Origin of the sequence: Flectobacillus major DSM 103 (assembly GCF_000427405.1) — a bacterium.
Taxonomy (GTDB): Bacteria; Bacteroidota; Bacteroidia; order Cytophagales; family Spirosomataceae; genus Flectobacillus; species Flectobacillus major.
The window spans coordinates 2,469,103-2,485,434 of sequence record NZ_KE386491.1 but is presented as its reverse complement, the minus strand read 5'-3'; the positions used below and the strand labels follow the sequence as shown (position 1 = coordinate 2,485,434).

9 protein-coding genes are annotated in these 16,332 nt (G+C 38.6%); 8 read left to right on the top strand and 1 reads right to left on the bottom strand.

Annotation, left to right across the window (positions count from 1 at the left end; all coding sequences use genetic code 11):
- Nucleotides 1-52 precede the first annotated feature (52 nt).
- The 7 genes from FLEMA_RS0116130 (at nt 53) to FLEMA_RS0116035 (ending at nt 13,540) form a co-directional block, all read left to right on the top strand.
- Complete coding sequence (locus tag FLEMA_RS0116130; RefSeq protein ID WP_026995749.1) at nt 53-1,765, top strand: IPT/TIG domain-containing protein; 1,713 nt, start codon at nt 53-55, stop codon at nt 1,763-1,765.
- Between the two features lie 776 nt (nt 1,766-2,541).
- On the top strand, nt 2,542-3,660 hold the full coding sequence (locus tag FLEMA_RS0116105; protein WP_052354078.1) for a glycoside hydrolase family 26 protein: 1,119 nt from the start codon (nt 2,542-2,544) through the stop codon (nt 3,658-3,660).
- 131 nt (nt 3,661-3,791) lie between these two features.
- A complete protein-coding gene (locus FLEMA_RS0116090) occupies nt 3,792-5,618 on the top strand; it encodes a sodium:solute symporter family protein (protein ID WP_026997735.1) in 1,827 nt (608 codons plus the stop codon).
- Between the two features lie 287 nt (nt 5,619-5,905).
- Nucleotides 5,906-7,102 (top strand): glycoside hydrolase family 130 protein, encoded by a 1,197-nt coding sequence (locus FLEMA_RS0116075; RefSeq protein WP_026997734.1) that lies wholly within the window; start codon nt 5,906-5,908, stop codon nt 7,100-7,102.
- Between the two features lie 223 nt (nt 7,103-7,325).
- Nucleotides 7,326-8,513 (top strand): AGE family epimerase/isomerase, encoded by a 1,188-nt coding sequence (locus FLEMA_RS0116055; RefSeq protein ID WP_026995748.1) that lies wholly within the window; start codon nt 7,326-7,328, stop codon nt 8,511-8,513.
- Between the two features lie 51 nt (nt 8,514-8,564).
- On the top strand, nt 8,565-10,520 hold the full coding sequence (locus tag FLEMA_RS0116045) for a sialate O-acetylesterase (protein WP_026995747.1): 1,956 nt from the start codon (nt 8,565-8,567) through the stop codon (nt 10,518-10,520).
- 308 nt (nt 10,521-10,828) lie between these two features.
- Complete coding sequence (locus FLEMA_RS0116035) at nt 10,829-13,540, top strand: PKD domain-containing protein (RefSeq protein ID WP_159102685.1); 2,712 nt, start codon at nt 10,829-10,831, stop codon at nt 13,538-13,540.
- A 197-nt stretch (nt 13,541-13,737) separates the two neighbouring features.
- On the opposite strand, the gene FLEMA_RS68725 is transcribed toward FLEMA_RS0116035, so the two are convergent.
- Complete coding sequence (locus tag FLEMA_RS68725; protein WP_044171491.1) at nt 13,738-15,240, bottom strand: choice-of-anchor I family protein; 1,503 nt, start codon at nt 15,238-15,240, stop codon at nt 13,738-13,740.
- 570 nt (nt 15,241-15,810) lie between these two features.
- Here FLEMA_RS68725 and FLEMA_RS0115960 point away from each other — a divergent pair.
- On the top strand, nt 15,811-16,167 hold the full coding sequence (locus FLEMA_RS0115960) for a DUF6686 family protein (protein WP_026995740.1): 357 nt from the start codon (nt 15,811-15,813) through the stop codon (nt 16,165-16,167).
- Nucleotides 16,168-16,332: the final 165 nt, after the last annotated feature.

Here is a 16,332-nt window from a genome sequence, read left to right as displayed (position 1 = left end):
TTGTGGTTTTACCCAAAAACTGCAAGGAGAAAACCCTAAAATGCAAACCATCATGACAAAGATATTCTTACAAAAATCAAGATTATTTTCTTTGCTATTGGCCTTAGTCGGATTTTCCACTTTATGGGCTTGTCAGAAAGAAAAAATATTTGGCGAAGATTACGACATCAATTTTCCTGTGCCAACTGTCGCAACTGTTTCTACTAAAAGTGCCTTAATTGGTTCAACTGTTACATTAAACGGTACTAATTTCGACAAAGTTACCAGCGTAAAAGTAGGAGCAGAAGGAGCGGAGGGTAAAATTATCGAAAAAACAGCGACTTCAATTACCGTACAATTGCCAAGAGTTTTCTCGAAAGGGCCTTTTACTGTAACCAACTCATACAAACAAACATCGGTATCGGAAGCAACTATCGAACCGATTTTCCCAGATATAGAGGTACTCGCATATCCAACCGAAATAGAAAGAGGACAAGTGTTTTTATTGGGTGGCAACAACATGGACTTAATTCAGGAAGTAACCATTGGGACTACCAAAGTTAAGCTCGACCCTACTAGCCTTACCGAAAAACAGGCTATTGTAAATACTCAAGGGGTAACTATTGCCGATGCCGTTGTGATTAAAGTAACCAAAGCGTATGGTCGTATTATCAACGGAACGTCTGGCTCGATTACTGCCAAAGATTACAACCCTAATGCTTCATACAAAGCCGAACAACCTATTGTAGTTTGGGATTTTGAGGATGGCCTAAACCCTGTAGTGAATGGCGATGTCGTACCTGTTTCGGGAATCAATGTAAGTAAGCTTCCAAAATTGAGAGGACAGAATTATTTGACTATCAAAACCGACAAAGCCGATGGCTGGAACAAATCGGTAGGTTCGATTAGCTCTAATACAGCTATCAACTTGGCGAAATTCCACGACCCACACCTTACTTTCTGGATAAATACCAATGGCTCGCAGGGGTATTTCCAATTAGAAATGACAATGGGCGGTGTAAAATCGGGCGGCCACTTTACGCCAACTACTTCAAGTGTAGAAACAGATAATTACAATTTTGAAAAAACCAACGGTTGGGAGTTGAGAAGTATTAGCCTGAAAAACTTCAACTGGGAAAACTGGGGAAGTGGTAAATTAAACTTCAACCCTCAGGGTATTATTGAAGGAATTACATTTGGTTTCAAACAAGGTAATGGTAAGGGCTATTTTGAAATTAACCTCGACCAAGTCCAAATTACTGATGGGCCAATCAAACCGTCGTTCAAAGCTTTTGATTTTGAAAATAGCGTAAACCCTTACAGCGGTACAGCTAGGTCGGGTATCAACTTGAGTGGAATCCCTACTATTTCGGGTGATAAATATTTGACAGTTAGATTAGATAATGCTAATTCATGGAACTGGACAGGCGAAATCCAAGCTCCAGGGCCAATAAACTTAGCAGCATTGAAAAATCCATACATTAGCTTCTGGGTAAACACCAATGGTAAGAGCGGATTCTTCCAAATCGAAACAGTTCAGGGTGATACCAAGTGGGGGGCTGGAATCGACGATGCCAATTACTCTATCAAAACCAATGGCTGGCAACGCCTCAACTTTAGTCTCAAAGAATTGGGCTGGGGTAACTGGGGTGGTACTTCAAAAGCTTTGGATACAAAAGGTATATTGGATTACTTAAAAATCGGCTTCTCGACAGGTAATACAACGGCTGCTCCTTACGAAGTAAATATCGATGATATTTATATTTCAGATGGCCCAATGTACTAAGAAATAAGCGAGTTGTTCAAAATTTACGTCATACAAGTGGTTTTATTTTGTACAGCCAATCAATTGAAAGCATGAGTTTCCCCACATATTAGGTAATATTAAAAAAGACCTCATATTGGTGTTTGTTGTGAGGTAATCAAGTGAACATTGAAGAGGCTTATCAATTGCTTAAATGATAGAAAATTGGTGGCTATTCATGCAAAAGGCGTTCGAAATTAGTTTTTCGAACGCCTTTTACATGTTAAATGTCAGAGTGACATACCTTTAGTCGCAAAGCATTTTCAAAATAATCACTCATTCGCTCAACTACCATTCACTAAATTTGGGATAACTCATGTTTTTTGATTTAGCAACGGTATATAAAAAATACAGAAACGTCTTAAAAGTGATTTTTTTATGTTAAAAATATATCATTATGTTTTACTTATACTGAATTTTCAATAAAATCGTATAAATACCTATTTTTTGTATTATTTAATTGTATAGTTTAATTAAATAACTAATATTATAGCTATGTTTTATATCTGTTAGTATATAGAGTGTTATGATTTGATAAAATAGTATTATAATATAGGCTATTTAAGTTTGTAATTTTGTGATACATTATTACCACATATTCAATACAAAAATGCTGTGTAGAAAAAGCTTTTTTAGGAAATAAAATAAAAGCAAATTGTCCTTTAAAAAAATGGTTAATGAGGTAATGTGGGGCAAAGCAAAAATGGAAATACCGTATCTTGCCCCAACATTCTTTTTACCAATAATGATATATCATCATGAAAAACTTTCTTTTTATATGGGTCGTACAGGTATGCTGTAGTGTTTTGGTGTTTGGACAAGGCCAGCCAATTGACCCAAAAGCAACAGCCGAAACCCAAAAGCTGTATCAAAAATTATGGAAAATCAGACAAAAGGGCGTTATGTTTGGGCAGCAAGATGCCTTAGCTTATGGCCTTAATGCCGACGCTACAAGGTGGATAGGCGACGAGGGGCGTAGTGATGTCAAAACAGTTGTGGGCGATTACCCTGCAGTTATTGGATATGATTTGGGGCGTATAGAATTTGATTCGGTTCGCAATCTTGACGGTGTGCCGTTTTCCAAAATCAAAAAAGATATTGAGGATACTTATAAAAGAGGAGGCCTCAATACAATTAGCTGGCATTTGAATAACCCAGTTGATCCCACAAGGTCGTCGTGGGACAAAGCCGATTCGACCATAAAACATTTGTTTGAAAACCCTCAAGCCCTTCAAACCTACACCTTGTGGCTCGATAAAGTAGCCACCTTTGTAACGAACCTCAAAGGGAGCAAAGGCGAGCTAGTTCCTGTGTTGTTTCGCCCATTTCATGAGCATACAGGCTCTTGGTTTTGGTGGGGAGCCAATTACTGTACACCTACCGAATACCAAAAAATATGGCACTTTACCGTCGATTATTTGATGAACAAAAAGGGTGTTCATAATATTTTGTATGGCTATTCTACCGACCGATTTACCTCAAAAGAACATTATTTAGAGCGTTTCCCAGGCGATGACAATGTCGATTTGATAGGCTTTGATTTTTATCATCGAAATGCTCCTGCTAGTAACGAAACCTTCAAAAAAGAGGCTATTCGTATGGTCGAAACCCTCAAAACCATAGGTACAGAAAAACAGAAGCTAACCGCTATTACCGAAATGGGGCTCGAACAAATCACCGTAGCCGACTGGTGGACTGGTATTGTTTGGCCAATTATTCAAAAAACTGATTTGAGTTATATACTTGTTTGGCGAAATGGCCGTCCCGACCATTTTTATGCTCCTTATCAAGGTCAACAAAGTGCCAAAGATTTTGTTATGTTTTATCGCCTACCTCAAACCTTATTTACTAAAGATGTCAAAAAGCTGTATAAGTAAAAATGCAAAACGATGAGCCGTGGTAAAGAAAAAAAGGGATGGTTTTGGCCAAATAGGCTCAAAATCCAAGACAGGCTCATGGTAAAATGTATTTGATACAAGTAGTTGACAACCCTAAAAATTATCAATTAATGAAATTACAATTAATAGACATTTTAATTCTTGTAGCATACCTAGCCACAATGATTTTTATTGGCTTTTATATGCGGAAAAAAGCCAAAGCCAATAAAGATAGCTATTTGATGGGGGGTAAGTCATTGCCTTGGTATATGCTTGGCCTAAGCGACGCATCCGATATGTTTGATATTAGCGGTACGATGTGGATGGTAAGTTTATGTTTTGTATATGGCCTAAAAAGTATTTGGATTCCTTGGTTGTGGCCTTCGTTCAACCAAGTGTTTATGATGATGTTTTTGAGCAAATGGCTTCGCCGAAGCAATGCCAATACTGGTGCCGAATGGCTGATTACACGCTTTGGTACTGAAGGCAAAGGTGTACAAGCTTCGCAGATAATTGTTATTGCATTTGCATTATTGAGTTGTTTTGGCTTTTTGGCGTATGGGTTTGTAGGCTTAGGTAAGTTTGTCGAAATATTTATTCCCTGGGAGGTTGTGCATCCGTATATTCCATTCGAGATACCTACCAAGTACATACCTCATTTTTATGGTGTAGTGTTTACTATTATTGCTACATTTTATTCGGTATTGGGTGGTATGCACAGTATTGTGTTGGGCGATGTAATCAAATATGCCATTATGACAGTAGCTTGTATTGCTATTGCTATTATTGCGATGTCGCATTTGGATGGCCAAACGCTTAATCTTCCTGCGGGTTGGGACAATCCATTTTTTGGCTGGAATTTGGGTTTAGATTGGTCTACTATTTTGCCAGAAGTAAATCAGAAAATTGAGTCGGATGGTTATAGTGTATTTGGGTTGTTTTTTGGAATGATGTTACTCAAAGGCATTTTTGCTTCGTTGGCTGGGCCAGCTCCCAACTACGATATGCAAAAAGTACTGAGTACCCGAAGTCCGAAGGAAGCAAGTAAAATGACAGGTTTTGTGAGCATTATTCTTTTGCCAATTCGCTATTCTATGATAGTAGGCCTAACGGTTTTGGCACTTCTATATTATAATCAACTGAATGTAAAAGACCCATCGGGGCATTATGATTTTGAGCTACTGCTTCCTGGCACTATCAATGCTTTTATGCCTGTGGGTATTCTAGGAATTGTTATAACGGGTTTAATGGGAGCATTTATGGGTACTTTTAGCGGTACGCTCAACGCTGCTCAGGCGTATATTGTCAACGATATTTATCTCAAACATATTAATCCTAATGCTGGTACAAAGAAAACCATCAAGATGAATTATATCGTAGGGCTTGTGGTGGTAGTAATTGGTATTTTGTTGGGCTTTATGGCTACAAGTGTCAACGATATTCTTCAGTGGATAGTAGGAGGGCTTTATGGCGGATATGTGGCTGCCAACTGCCTCAAATGGTACTGGTGGCGATTCAATGCCAATGGCTTTTTTTGGGGAATGACTGCGGGTATTGTAGCGGCCTTGATAATGCCCTATTTTACAACGGGCTTGCCTTTGTATTGGTGGCCATTATTGTTTGCTATTTCGATGACGGCCTCAATCTTGGGTACGTTATCGGCACCGCCTACCGATGCTAAGGTTTTGAGAAAATTCTACATGACGGTTCGTCCTTGGGGTTTTTGGCAACCTGTTTTGGAAGCTGTCCAAGCTGAGAACCCTAGTTTTGAGGCGAACAAAAATTTCAAATTAGATATGTTGAATGTAGCGTTGGGAATTTTGGCTCAGCTATGTCTAACCTTATTGCCTATGTACTTTGTACTTGGTATGAATACCCCACTTTTGATTGATATTGCAGTGATGATAGGAGTGATTTTTGTCCTAAAACGTACTTGGTGGAATAAGTTGGAGGATTAATAAATTAGTGAATTGTGATTTATTGGGATAATGATTGGCTATTAATGGCTCATTCTTTTTGTGCATACTGGTCATGCTATTTTCTTATTTAGTAACTGTTTGAGTTATACTTTTGGGCAAATGATTAGTTATTAACCTTTAGAAGGTGGTTAATTCATAACTCACTAAATCACAACTCACTAAATAAACAAACGCTCCACTCCTTAATTAAAATAGAGAATAGCCTTTTAGTAAGATAAGATTGGGCTGTTTTAAAAAGTAAAAACTAACAAAATAAATTAACCTGTATGAACTTTTTGTTTCAAGAAAGACTCTCACAATTACAAAATACCCATTTTGATTTAATTACTCGTGAAAATGAAGTAGTTGCTTTGGGAAATGGTATTTATGACCGTTACAAGTTTCCAATTGTAACAGCACAGCATACGCCTATTTTTTGGCGTTACGACCTAAATCCCGAAACAAATCCTTATTTGATGGAGCGTTTTGGTATCAATGCGGCTTTTAACTCAGGAGCAATCAAACTCAATGGAAAATATTTACTTGTAGTTCGTGTGGAAGGAATCGACCGAAAATCTTTTTTTGCGGTAGCAGAAAGTCCTAATGGAATTGATAATTTCCGTTTCTGGGATTACCCTATTACTATGCCCGAAACCGAAAACCCTGATGGCAACGTGTATGATATGCGTGTAGTACAGCACGAAGACGGCTGGATTTATGGCTTATTTTGTACCGAACGCAAAGACCCTAATGCCAAAAAAGGCGATGAGTCGTCGGCGGTAGCTCAGTGTGGAATGGCTCGTACTCGTGACCTCAAAACGTGGGAACGCTTACCCGATTTGGTAACGCCATCGCCTCAGCAACGTAACGTTGTATTACACCCCGAATTTGTGAACGGCAAATATGCTTTTTATACCCGTCCTCAAGACGGCTTTATTGAAGCTGGTACTGGCGGAGGTATTGGCTTTGGTTATGCCGATTCAATGGAAAAAGCGGTTATTGAAAAAGAATATATTGTCGATGAAAAACACTATCATACCGTTTATGAGGTAAAAAATGGCCAAGGCCCTGCCCCTATCAAAACGTCCAAAGGATGGTTGCATTTGGCTCATGGTGTGCGTAATACAGCAGCAGGATTAAGATACGTTTTGTATATGTTCTTGACCGACCTCAGTAATCTTACACAAGTAACCCATAAGCCAGCGGGATATTTTATTGCTCCCGAAGGGGAAGAACGTATCGGCGATGTGTCTAATGTGGCGTTTGCCAATGGCTGGATTGCCGACGAAGATGGCAAGGTATTTATTTATTACGCATCGTCAGATACACGTATGCACGTAGCTACTTCTACGATTGATAGGCTATTGGATTATGTTATCAATACCCCTGCCGATGGCCTACGTTCGGCTGCATCGGTAGCTACTTTGAATAAGATTATTGATACCAATCAGGCTTATTTAAAAAATACTACTGAGGCTGTTTAATCGCAAGGGTGAATCGTCGATTTTTTTATCCTCAATTCGCTCAATGATAATCAATAAAAACTGATTACAACCACTATAAATAAAGATACAAGTATGAATGCATTTGGTTTTCTTACTTATATTTTTAACCCAATAAGAAGAGAGAATTTAACGGTTCTCTCTTTTTTGGTGAAATAGATAATAGAGTCGTTGCCTGTATTCGACTCTTTTAACATAACATATAATGCGTATTTTATCAGAAAATTACCCGCAAGAGATAGCACAAGAATTACGAAATATCCTCAATTTTTGGCTTGAAAATGCCATCGATAAACCTTTTGGAGGTTTTATTGGCAAAATGGATAGTACAGGCGTTATTCACCCTTATGCCGACAAGGGAGGGGTGCTAAACGCCCGTATTTTATGGACATTTTCTGCTGCTTTTAACCATACACCTCAGTCCGAATATTTGGCAATGGCTCATCGTTCGTATCAATATATCCGCCAGTTTTTTGATGATAATATCTATGGAGGCGTTTATTGGGCAGTCGACTATCAGGGCAATCCAACCAGTACTCGCAAGCAAATCTATGGCCAAGCGTTTATGATTTATGCTTTGTCGGAATACTATCGTGCTACTCAAAACCCAGAAGCCCTAACATGGGCAATCGAGTTGTTTGAACTGATAGAAAAATATAGTTTCGACACCCAACAAGGAGGATATTGGGAGGCTTTTAGCCAAGACTGGACGTTGCTCGACGACCTTCGCCTTAGCGAAAAAGACCGCAACGACCCCAAAACCATGAATACCCATTTGCATATTCTGGAAGCTTATGCCAATTTGTACCGAGTTTGGCCTGATAGTCAACTTGCCCACCAAATCAAACAACTTTTAGCTATTTTTGCCCATAAAATTATAGATTCGTCTACATGGCACATGAAATTGTTTTTTGATAAAAACTGGCAAGCTCAGTCGGCTGGAATTTCTTATGGACACGATATTGAGGCAGCATGGCTGTTGTTAGAAGCTGCCGAAGTGCTGCACGATGAAGCCCTAATAGCTCAGTTTAAAGCAATAGCCGTAACAATGGCCAATGCTTCGGCCGAGGGGATTCAGCCCGACGGTAGCATGATTCATGAGTTTGACCCTACTACTCAGCATTATGATACCCACCGTGAATGGTGGGTTGAAGCCGAAGGAATGGTAGGTTTTTTGAATGCTTATCAGATTACGAAAGAAGAACATTTTCTCCAGAAAATTCAAGGACTTTGGCTGTTTACCCAAAAGTACCTTATCGACCAAGAACGTGGAGAATGGATTTGGGGCGTTTTTGACGACTATTCACCCATGAACAGCGAAGATAAAATGGGCTTTTGGAAATGTCCTTACCATAATGCCCGTGCTTGTATAGAAATTTTAAACCGAATTTAACAATGCAATAAAGCCTTTTGGGGCTTTCACTTAAAACAATCTATCTTAAATATGAAACAGCTTTGTTTATCCTTTTTGTTGTTGTGTACAAGTACGTCTTTTGCCCAAGTCAAATTGGCTCGTCTTTTCTCTGACCACGTTGTATTACAGCGTCAGAAACCTATTCCTGTGTGGGGTTGGGCAAAGCCTGCCGAAAATATAACGGTTACCTTGGCTGGACAAACCCAAACTGCCCAAGCCGATGCTTCGGGTAAATGGATTGTTAGGTTTTTGGCCATGGAAGCAGGTGGCCCATTTCAATTAGAGGCTTCGGCGGCTTCGGGCAAGGCTACCGTCAAAGATATTCTGCTGGGCGATGTTTGGCTTTGTTCAGGGCAGTCAAATATGGAATGGCCAGTAAGGCAGGCTAATAACTTTCAAGAAGAAAAGAAAAATGCCGATTTCCCCCAGATTAGGCACTTTTTTGTAGAACATGATGTAACACTACAGCCACAAGCCGATTTAAAATCTGGTGATTGGAAAGTATGTTCGGCCCAAACGGTAGGCGATTTTACAGCGGTTGGATTCTTTTTTGCTCGTGATATTTTTCAAAAAACAAATATTCCTATTGGCCTGGTTCATTCGTCTTGGGGTGGTTCTCAACTAGAAGGCTGGGTCAGCAAAGAGGGTATGGAGTCGTCGGATGAATTGAAAGGATATGTAAAAAAAATACCTGTATCATGGGACGAAGCCGACCTTCTACTCGACGAAAGTATCAAAGAAAAACTATTGGGAAACCCTAAAATACAAGTTACTTTGGCCGATGAGCAAAAATATACGGCAGCGGGTTACGATTTTTCTAAATGGCACACAGGCAATGCCATAGGTCAGTGGGACTGGCAGGGTATTTGGGCTTGGCGAGGCAATGGCTTTATTGCCAAGTCGGTAAGTATTCCGAGCGAAATGATTGCCGAAATAACTACCTTGGCTTTGGCTGAAAGTTTTTCTGAAAATGAGGTTTATATCAATGGAAAATTGGTTTTTTCGGGTATTCTAAAAGGCGTTCGTAAAATTATTGTTCCTGCCAATACATGGAAGGCTGGTCAAAATAGCTTGGTTATCAAAATGAAAAAAACAATCGACCCTGCTTGGTATGGTATGGGTATGGCGGGTTCGCCCGACGACCTGTATGTAAGCTCGAATACCCAAAAAGTTCAGCTTGGTGGTAGCGATTGGAAACTAATGCCTTCATTTGCCGAACCTCATACGTATGCTCATTTAAGCAATAATGTTGGTACAACCTTGTACAATGCCATGATTGCTCCACTTGTTCCGTTTGCTCTGAAAGGGGCTTTGTGGTATCAGGGCGAAACCAATGCAGGGCGTTCGTATCAATATCGCAAAACGTTTCCGCTAATGATTCAAGATTGGCGTAAAAAGTGGAATGATGATTTTGACTTCTATTTTGTACAGTTGTCTAGTTATGGTTCGTACCAAAATAGCAACCAAGGTAGTGGTTGGGCTGAATTGCGCGAAGCCCAAACCATGACCCTGAGCTTGCCCAAAACAGGTATGGCTGTTACAACCGATATTGGCAATCCCAAAGATATTCACCCAACCAATAAGCAAGATGTTGGAAAAAGATTGGCTGCTGAAGCTTTGAAAAAAACGTATCATCAACAATTGGTATCGGCTGGGCCAATGATTCAGTCATTTGTTTTTGAAAAAGGAAAAGCAACTTTAACATTTGAAAACGTTGGAACTGGATTAGTAATAAAAGATAAATTTGGGTATCTGAAAGGGTTTGAAATAGCAGGCGACGATAAAGTTTTTTATTATGCCAAAGCAGAAATCAAAGATAACAAAGTGGTTGTTTATTATCCAAAAGGACAAAAACCAAGCTCGGTACGCTACGCTTGGGCCGATGCCCCCGAAGATGCTAATTTATTCAATAAAGAAGGCTTTCCTGCTTGCCCATTCCGTACCGACAACTGGAAAGGGGTTACCGAAGGTGCTGTTTTTAAATAGTATTAAATCAACAAGTTGTTGAGCTAACTTTTGTAGTACGATTAGTTGGCTTGCTTAAAAAAGAGGTATCTTCAATGTGGGTGCGAGTAAATTTGCACCCTCATTGAAAAAGTCGTAATAAAAATCATAAATCTATTGATGGGAATAGCTAAGAAGATAAGTGGTTTGGTAATTGACTGATAGTCAGGTGTTAAGTCTAAGAAATATACTATTCCTGATTCCGCATTAGAACTCATAGGCTCATACACCAACCATGAATGAGCTTTCTTTTTTCTTCTTCTTTTATAGGGTTTAAACTTTTCTGGATAATGAAACAAATGCTTTGTCTCGGACTCATGTATTTCATGAGCCTTTACCATATTACAGCCCAAGTTATTGCAGATTTTGAAACTGCTACCACTACACCTAGTTTTTCGTATGGAAAAAATGCCCAGATAACCAGCAATCCCGACAATCAAGGCAATACCAGTGACAAGGTGGCTTATTACCTAAAAGAAGCAGGCAACTGGAAATTTATAAGCCTTTCTTTTGCTCAAAAAGTAGCTATTCGCAAAAACAATATCATGACTTTTTATCTAAGAAGCTCTACCAAAGGTAGGGTATATGTCAAGTTATGGAATGGTGAAAGTGTAGTTACCGAAAATTGGTCGAAAGCATATAGTTTTATGCCCGAAGCCGACAAGTGGACAGTTTGCGAGTATGATTTGTCGAATGTTTCAGGCCAGCAATTTGACCGCATCGAAATAGCGGCATCTGTCGACAACGAAGCTGAGGCTAAAGTGTATTTAGATAATTTCAGGCTATTCAATACCGCATCGCCCAATGGCGAGCCAATTGTAGTAGTATCTACAACAAGCCATAAAGTAAATGTAAATCAGGCGATTACCTTCGATGCCTCCGATTCGTACGATATAACCTCAACCCTCCAGTCGATTGCATGGGACTTTAAGGATGGCACAAAAGCGACAGGTTCAAGGGTATCGCATACTTTTCAAAATGAAGGTGTTTATTCGGTAGAGGTAACTGTTACAAATGCTTTGGGGTTATTTTCAAAAAAGATAATAGATATTTATGTACTACCTCAAAATCAGAAAGTTAGTAAGCCTAAATGGTTGAATACAGCCTTTAGAACCAACCAAAAAATAGAAGGTAATTTTGTGGTGTTAGATACCTACCAAAACCCCTACAATCCAGAAGAGGTAAGTATTGATGCCGAAATTACGTTGCCCAACAATACCAAAATACTTGTGCCATGTTTTTACTTTATCAAGTCTACTTTTCAAAATAACCAATGGAAAATAGACTCTACTCAGCAGCATTGGGCAGTCCGTTTTTCTTCGCCCCAAGTAGGTAAACATTTGATTTCGTTGAAATTGACGGATAAAAATGGTATATCAATCTCAACGTTATATCAGGTTGATATACAACAAAGTACACTTATGGGAATAGTAGGAATAGACCCACAAAACAAGCAATATTATCGACACCAAACAGGCGAACCTTATTATCCATTGGGTATCAATGTAGCATGGGATAGCCAAGTCAATTATGGTACTATCATGAATAACTTGGCCGATGCCAATGCCAATTTGGTGCGTTATTGGCAAGTTCCTTTTAATCGCCAAGCCCTAGAGTGGAAAAACGATAACTATACACTTGGCCTAGGCATGTACAGTCAGCAGGCCGCTGCTATGCAGGATTCTATTTTGAATTTGGCCGAAAAACGTCAACTTAAACTACAGTTAACATTGTTTCAACATGGGATGTTCTCTGAAAATGTCAACTCTAATTGGGCTGATAATCCTTATAATGCTGCTTTAGGTGGGCCTTTAGGTAGGGCAGAAGAGTTTTTTTATAATGCAACAGCCAAAAAAGGTGTCAAAAAACTATTGCGTTATATTGTGGCCCGTTGGGGGTATTCGCCCAATGTTTTTGCTTGGGAATTATTCAATGAGGTACAATTTACAGGAATGCACCCCAACCAGTCGGCTGCTTGGCGTACAGGTGTGCTAGCATGGCATGACGAAATGGGGCAATACCTAAAAAGTATCGACCCCTTTAAGCATATTGTAACAACCAGTGCTGATGACAATCAGTGCTTAGACATGGATAAGCTACAAGGGCTCGATGTAGTACAATATCACTTGTACAATACCAAGCTTTTGACAGCCCAAAATGCCCTAGACAAAAGCTTTAAAGAAAAACTAACCCGTACTGCAATCATCAATGGCGAATATGGATTAGACGTAACTACGGCCGATGTTCCTTTCGATATGCAACGTATTATTATCTGGACAGGTATTATGTCGCAAGTACCGCATTTGATGTGGCTTTGGGATAACTACAAACAAGCTGATTGGGCAAACCTTTTCCAATATCCTGCGGCCTTTCTGAAAGACCGTGATTTTGTAAAAGAGGGTACATTAACCAACTGGAATCCGACGGCAAGCTATACTTCAACCTTATTGGATGCACTTGGATTTAAGAGCGACAAAAATGCGTATGTGTTAGTTTATGATACTCAAAATAGGAATAATTTGAGTAATGCCAATTTATTGTTGACTGATTTACCAGAAGGAAAATATAAAGCTAAGTTTGTCAATACGGCTACAGGAGAAGTTTCACAAACTGACATAACCAATGCTATTTCAACAGGGAAAGCACTAAAACTGCCTGATTTTTCAAAAGCACTAGCCATACAACTTACTTACGAAGGAGCTTTGGTAACAGCTACAGAAGACGAAATAGGTACTCTAGGCCAACTAAAACTGTATCCAAATCCATGTAATAACGATATTACCGTAGAATTTGCTTCGGGCAATAGTACAAAAGTAGAAATGATATTACACAATATGTTAGGTATGTCGGTACACCATGAAGTTTGGCAAGTACCTAGCAATCGTGTACAACAAAAGCTGATTAAGTTTAAAGAAATGGCTTTACCTTTTGGGCTTTATTTTTTAAAAATGACCAATGGCAAACAAGAATGGAATGAGAAAATTATGTATTTGAATAATTAATGAAGTCGAATCTTCTTATTTTGGACTAAGGTTATGGGATAGTTGTAAAACTTAGCTTATCAAGTTTAATGGTATTCATATTTGTCAAGTGTATATATTATTCAATCAGGTGATAATATTCCTATTAGCTGGCGAATTTATTTGCCAGCTAATAGGAATAATTCTGTAGCTGTGCCTACTTTGAGTATTAGATAAAACTATAGAAGTGTTTTGGGTTGATACACCTTTACTACGCCATCATTTTCGCTACTAACCACCAAAAGACTTTTCTTGGTTGGGCTATCTTTGGCTGCAATAAATAAAATGCCTTCTGGAGCATCACCACATTTTAATATTTGTAAAAATACAGGAGCTTTCGGGTTAGAAATATCATACAAAGCCACGGCATCGGCACGTTCCATACCTACAAAAGCTACTTTTTTATTACCTACCGACCCTACAGCAATACCCTCAGGTTCAACTCCCTTGTCATCGCTGCGGGTATCGTCATAAAGGCCTGCTGCCAAAGTTTTGGTTTCCAATTCATTTTTGCTGTCGAACAACAAACTGCCATCGTTGCCATTCCAAACACTAAATGACCTAGCCCCAAACGAATATAATTGGTCAAAATCACCATCGCCATCGGTATCGCCCAAAGTACTGGTAATATTTAAACGGCCTAATTGTGCATCAGCTTTTAGGGTTGTTCCATTTGGAAAAGCCGTAGCATCTAATTTAGCTTTGGCAATTCTAAGGTTCTCGACATAGGCATCATATTCACGAACGTCACCTTCATTTGCTGTAAATAAATACGGCACGCCATCAGTTTCGTACAAAGCAATGGCATCGGGCTGGTAAATACCTTTTACATTCCATTTTCCAAAAGCTACCGTATTATCTTTGTCGCTAGGGTCGATACCATTGGCATCTACATTATAATCTTTGAAACCCAAGGGAAAAATCTGAGTAATGGTTTTTGACGTAAGACTAATTTTGGCAATACCATTATTTTCTTGAAGCGTTACCCAAGCCGTTTTAGAGTCGCCCGAAACGGTAATGTATTCAGGTTCAATATCTTTGGCAAAGCTGGCATTTAGTCCAAAAACCCTAAACCCTTTGGCCTTTAAAGCTTCTTGCTGACTAGCAAATCCCGAAAAATCTACAGTATTTACAGCATAGTTTTCATCAACAGATATAATAGAAATACTACCAACGGGGTCGTTGGTATAGCTAGCGTTTGGCTCGCCTTCGTTGGCTGTTAAAATAAATTTACCATCTGGCGAGAAAGTTATCATATCGGGCAATGCTCCCACCGTAACCACTTTGATTTCTTTATAATCGCTTGTATTAAAAATGGCTACTTTACCAGCAGCTTGTTTATCTACCGACTCGATCGCCGCCGCCAATTTACCATTTGAAACACTCACACTATTGACCGCCCCTCCATACGGAGCCATACTTATCGAGCCAATAACTTTCATATTGCTAGGGTCAGCAAAATCCAATATATCAATTTTATTGACCGTGCCATTATTAACCACAAAAAGCCTTTTGGTTTGTGGGTCATAAGCCGAAATTTCGGCTGCACCAACATCACCAATATCAATTGAACCAACCTCTGCAAAAGTGGCAGGGTCTTCATTTACAAAAAACTCAGATTCACTTTCGGTACAACTTAGTAGGGTTGCTGCTAACAACAAAGAAGTAATAATTTTTTTCATTTGCAATAATTTTATGGTTTGTACAAAAGTACCGCTGGACTTTTATGTGAATACTACCTCAATGTTAAGGATAGATTAATTGTAAAAGAGATACATTACCAAATGATTGTTGTATTTGATTAGTATAGGTTTTACATGGAATAGTAATGTTTTGAATAGTTATTTAGAATAATTATAAATAATTTGCTTGACTATTTGGAATGTTTCTAAATAATAGCTTATATTTGTTTCAGAAATCCAAAGAAGTATTGTCATCAAAAATATTGACGATAATAATTGGGTGTGGCATATATAATATAGCGTTCAAATGGAAAAGGATTGACAAATCGTAACATATCGACCAACGTAGTTTTCAAAAGCCAACTGCGTCCAAGAGTATAGTATTGGGGCAACGCTTCAATTTTATTGAAAACGTTCCTTTATCATCTTAATTAATACAGCGAAGTGTAATTGGAAATAGCATAAATAAAGGAGAGGGATTTTGTGTGTGTTGTTTTGAAGAAACAATAAAATGTCCTGCCTGTTTATATCCAAAATAGTATTTATATACTTCTTTAACCTAATGATAATATGAAATCTGAAAGCAAAAAAACACATAAAATATTAGTCAATACCACCAATGGTTTTGTTAGCCAATGTACTTGCTGTACCGATGTTCAGGTACAATATAAAAATATTTTATTAGCTTTTGAATGGGCCAACCTGATGGTCTTTTTGAAAAGGCTTAATGATGCTCCAACAGGCGAGTCCTATTATATTGTTGAATTATTACACTCGAAAGAAGATTCACGTTCTGTAACACAAGTAGCCGCTGCGGGTATTTACTTGAGCAGTAGCGAAATAATAGAATTTAGAAATATGTTGACCTTAGCTTGTCAACGCTTAGACCTTGATTTAATTTTCAGAAATTCAATCAACCCAAATTAAGTACCATAGCTGATGATTGTACCAAAAGCCACTGTTTTACGGTGGATTTTTGTTTTTAGGGCTTTCAGAAAATTATCTTTAATAATTTGAAAAATAATTTAACTATTTTTCATTCCTGAAACTTTTTACTACCAATGGTCGTTTTATTATTATATCACAAAAAAA

Coding starts and splice junctions, on each gene's coding strand:
- FLEMA_RS0115960 (WP_026995740.1), top strand. CDS start 15,811: ATGAAATCTGAAAGCAAAAAAACACATAAAATATTAGTCAATACCACC.
- FLEMA_RS0116055 (WP_026995748.1), top strand. CDS start 7,326: ATGCGTATTTTATCAGAAAATTACCCGCAAGAGATAGCACAAGAATTA.
- FLEMA_RS0116075 (WP_026997734.1), top strand. CDS start 5,906: ATGAACTTTTTGTTTCAAGAAAGACTCTCACAATTACAAAATACCCAT.
- FLEMA_RS0116105 (WP_052354078.1), top strand. CDS start 2,542: ATGAAAAACTTTCTTTTTATATGGGTCGTACAGGTATGCTGTAGTGTT.
- FLEMA_RS68725 (WP_044171491.1), bottom strand. CDS start 15,240: ATGAAAAAAATTATTACTTCTTTGTTGTTAGCAGCAACCCTACTAAGT.
- FLEMA_RS0116035 (WP_159102685.1), top strand. CDS start 10,829: ATGAAACAAATGCTTTGTCTCGGACTCATGTATTTCATGAGCCTTTAC.
- FLEMA_RS0116090 (WP_026997735.1), top strand. CDS start 3,792: ATGAAATTACAATTAATAGACATTTTAATTCTTGTAGCATACCTAGCC.
- FLEMA_RS0116130 (WP_026995749.1), top strand. CDS start 53: ATGACAAAGATATTCTTACAAAAATCAAGATTATTTTCTTTGCTATTG.
- FLEMA_RS0116045 (WP_026995747.1), top strand. CDS start 8,565: ATGAAACAGCTTTGTTTATCCTTTTTGTTGTTGTGTACAAGTACGTCT.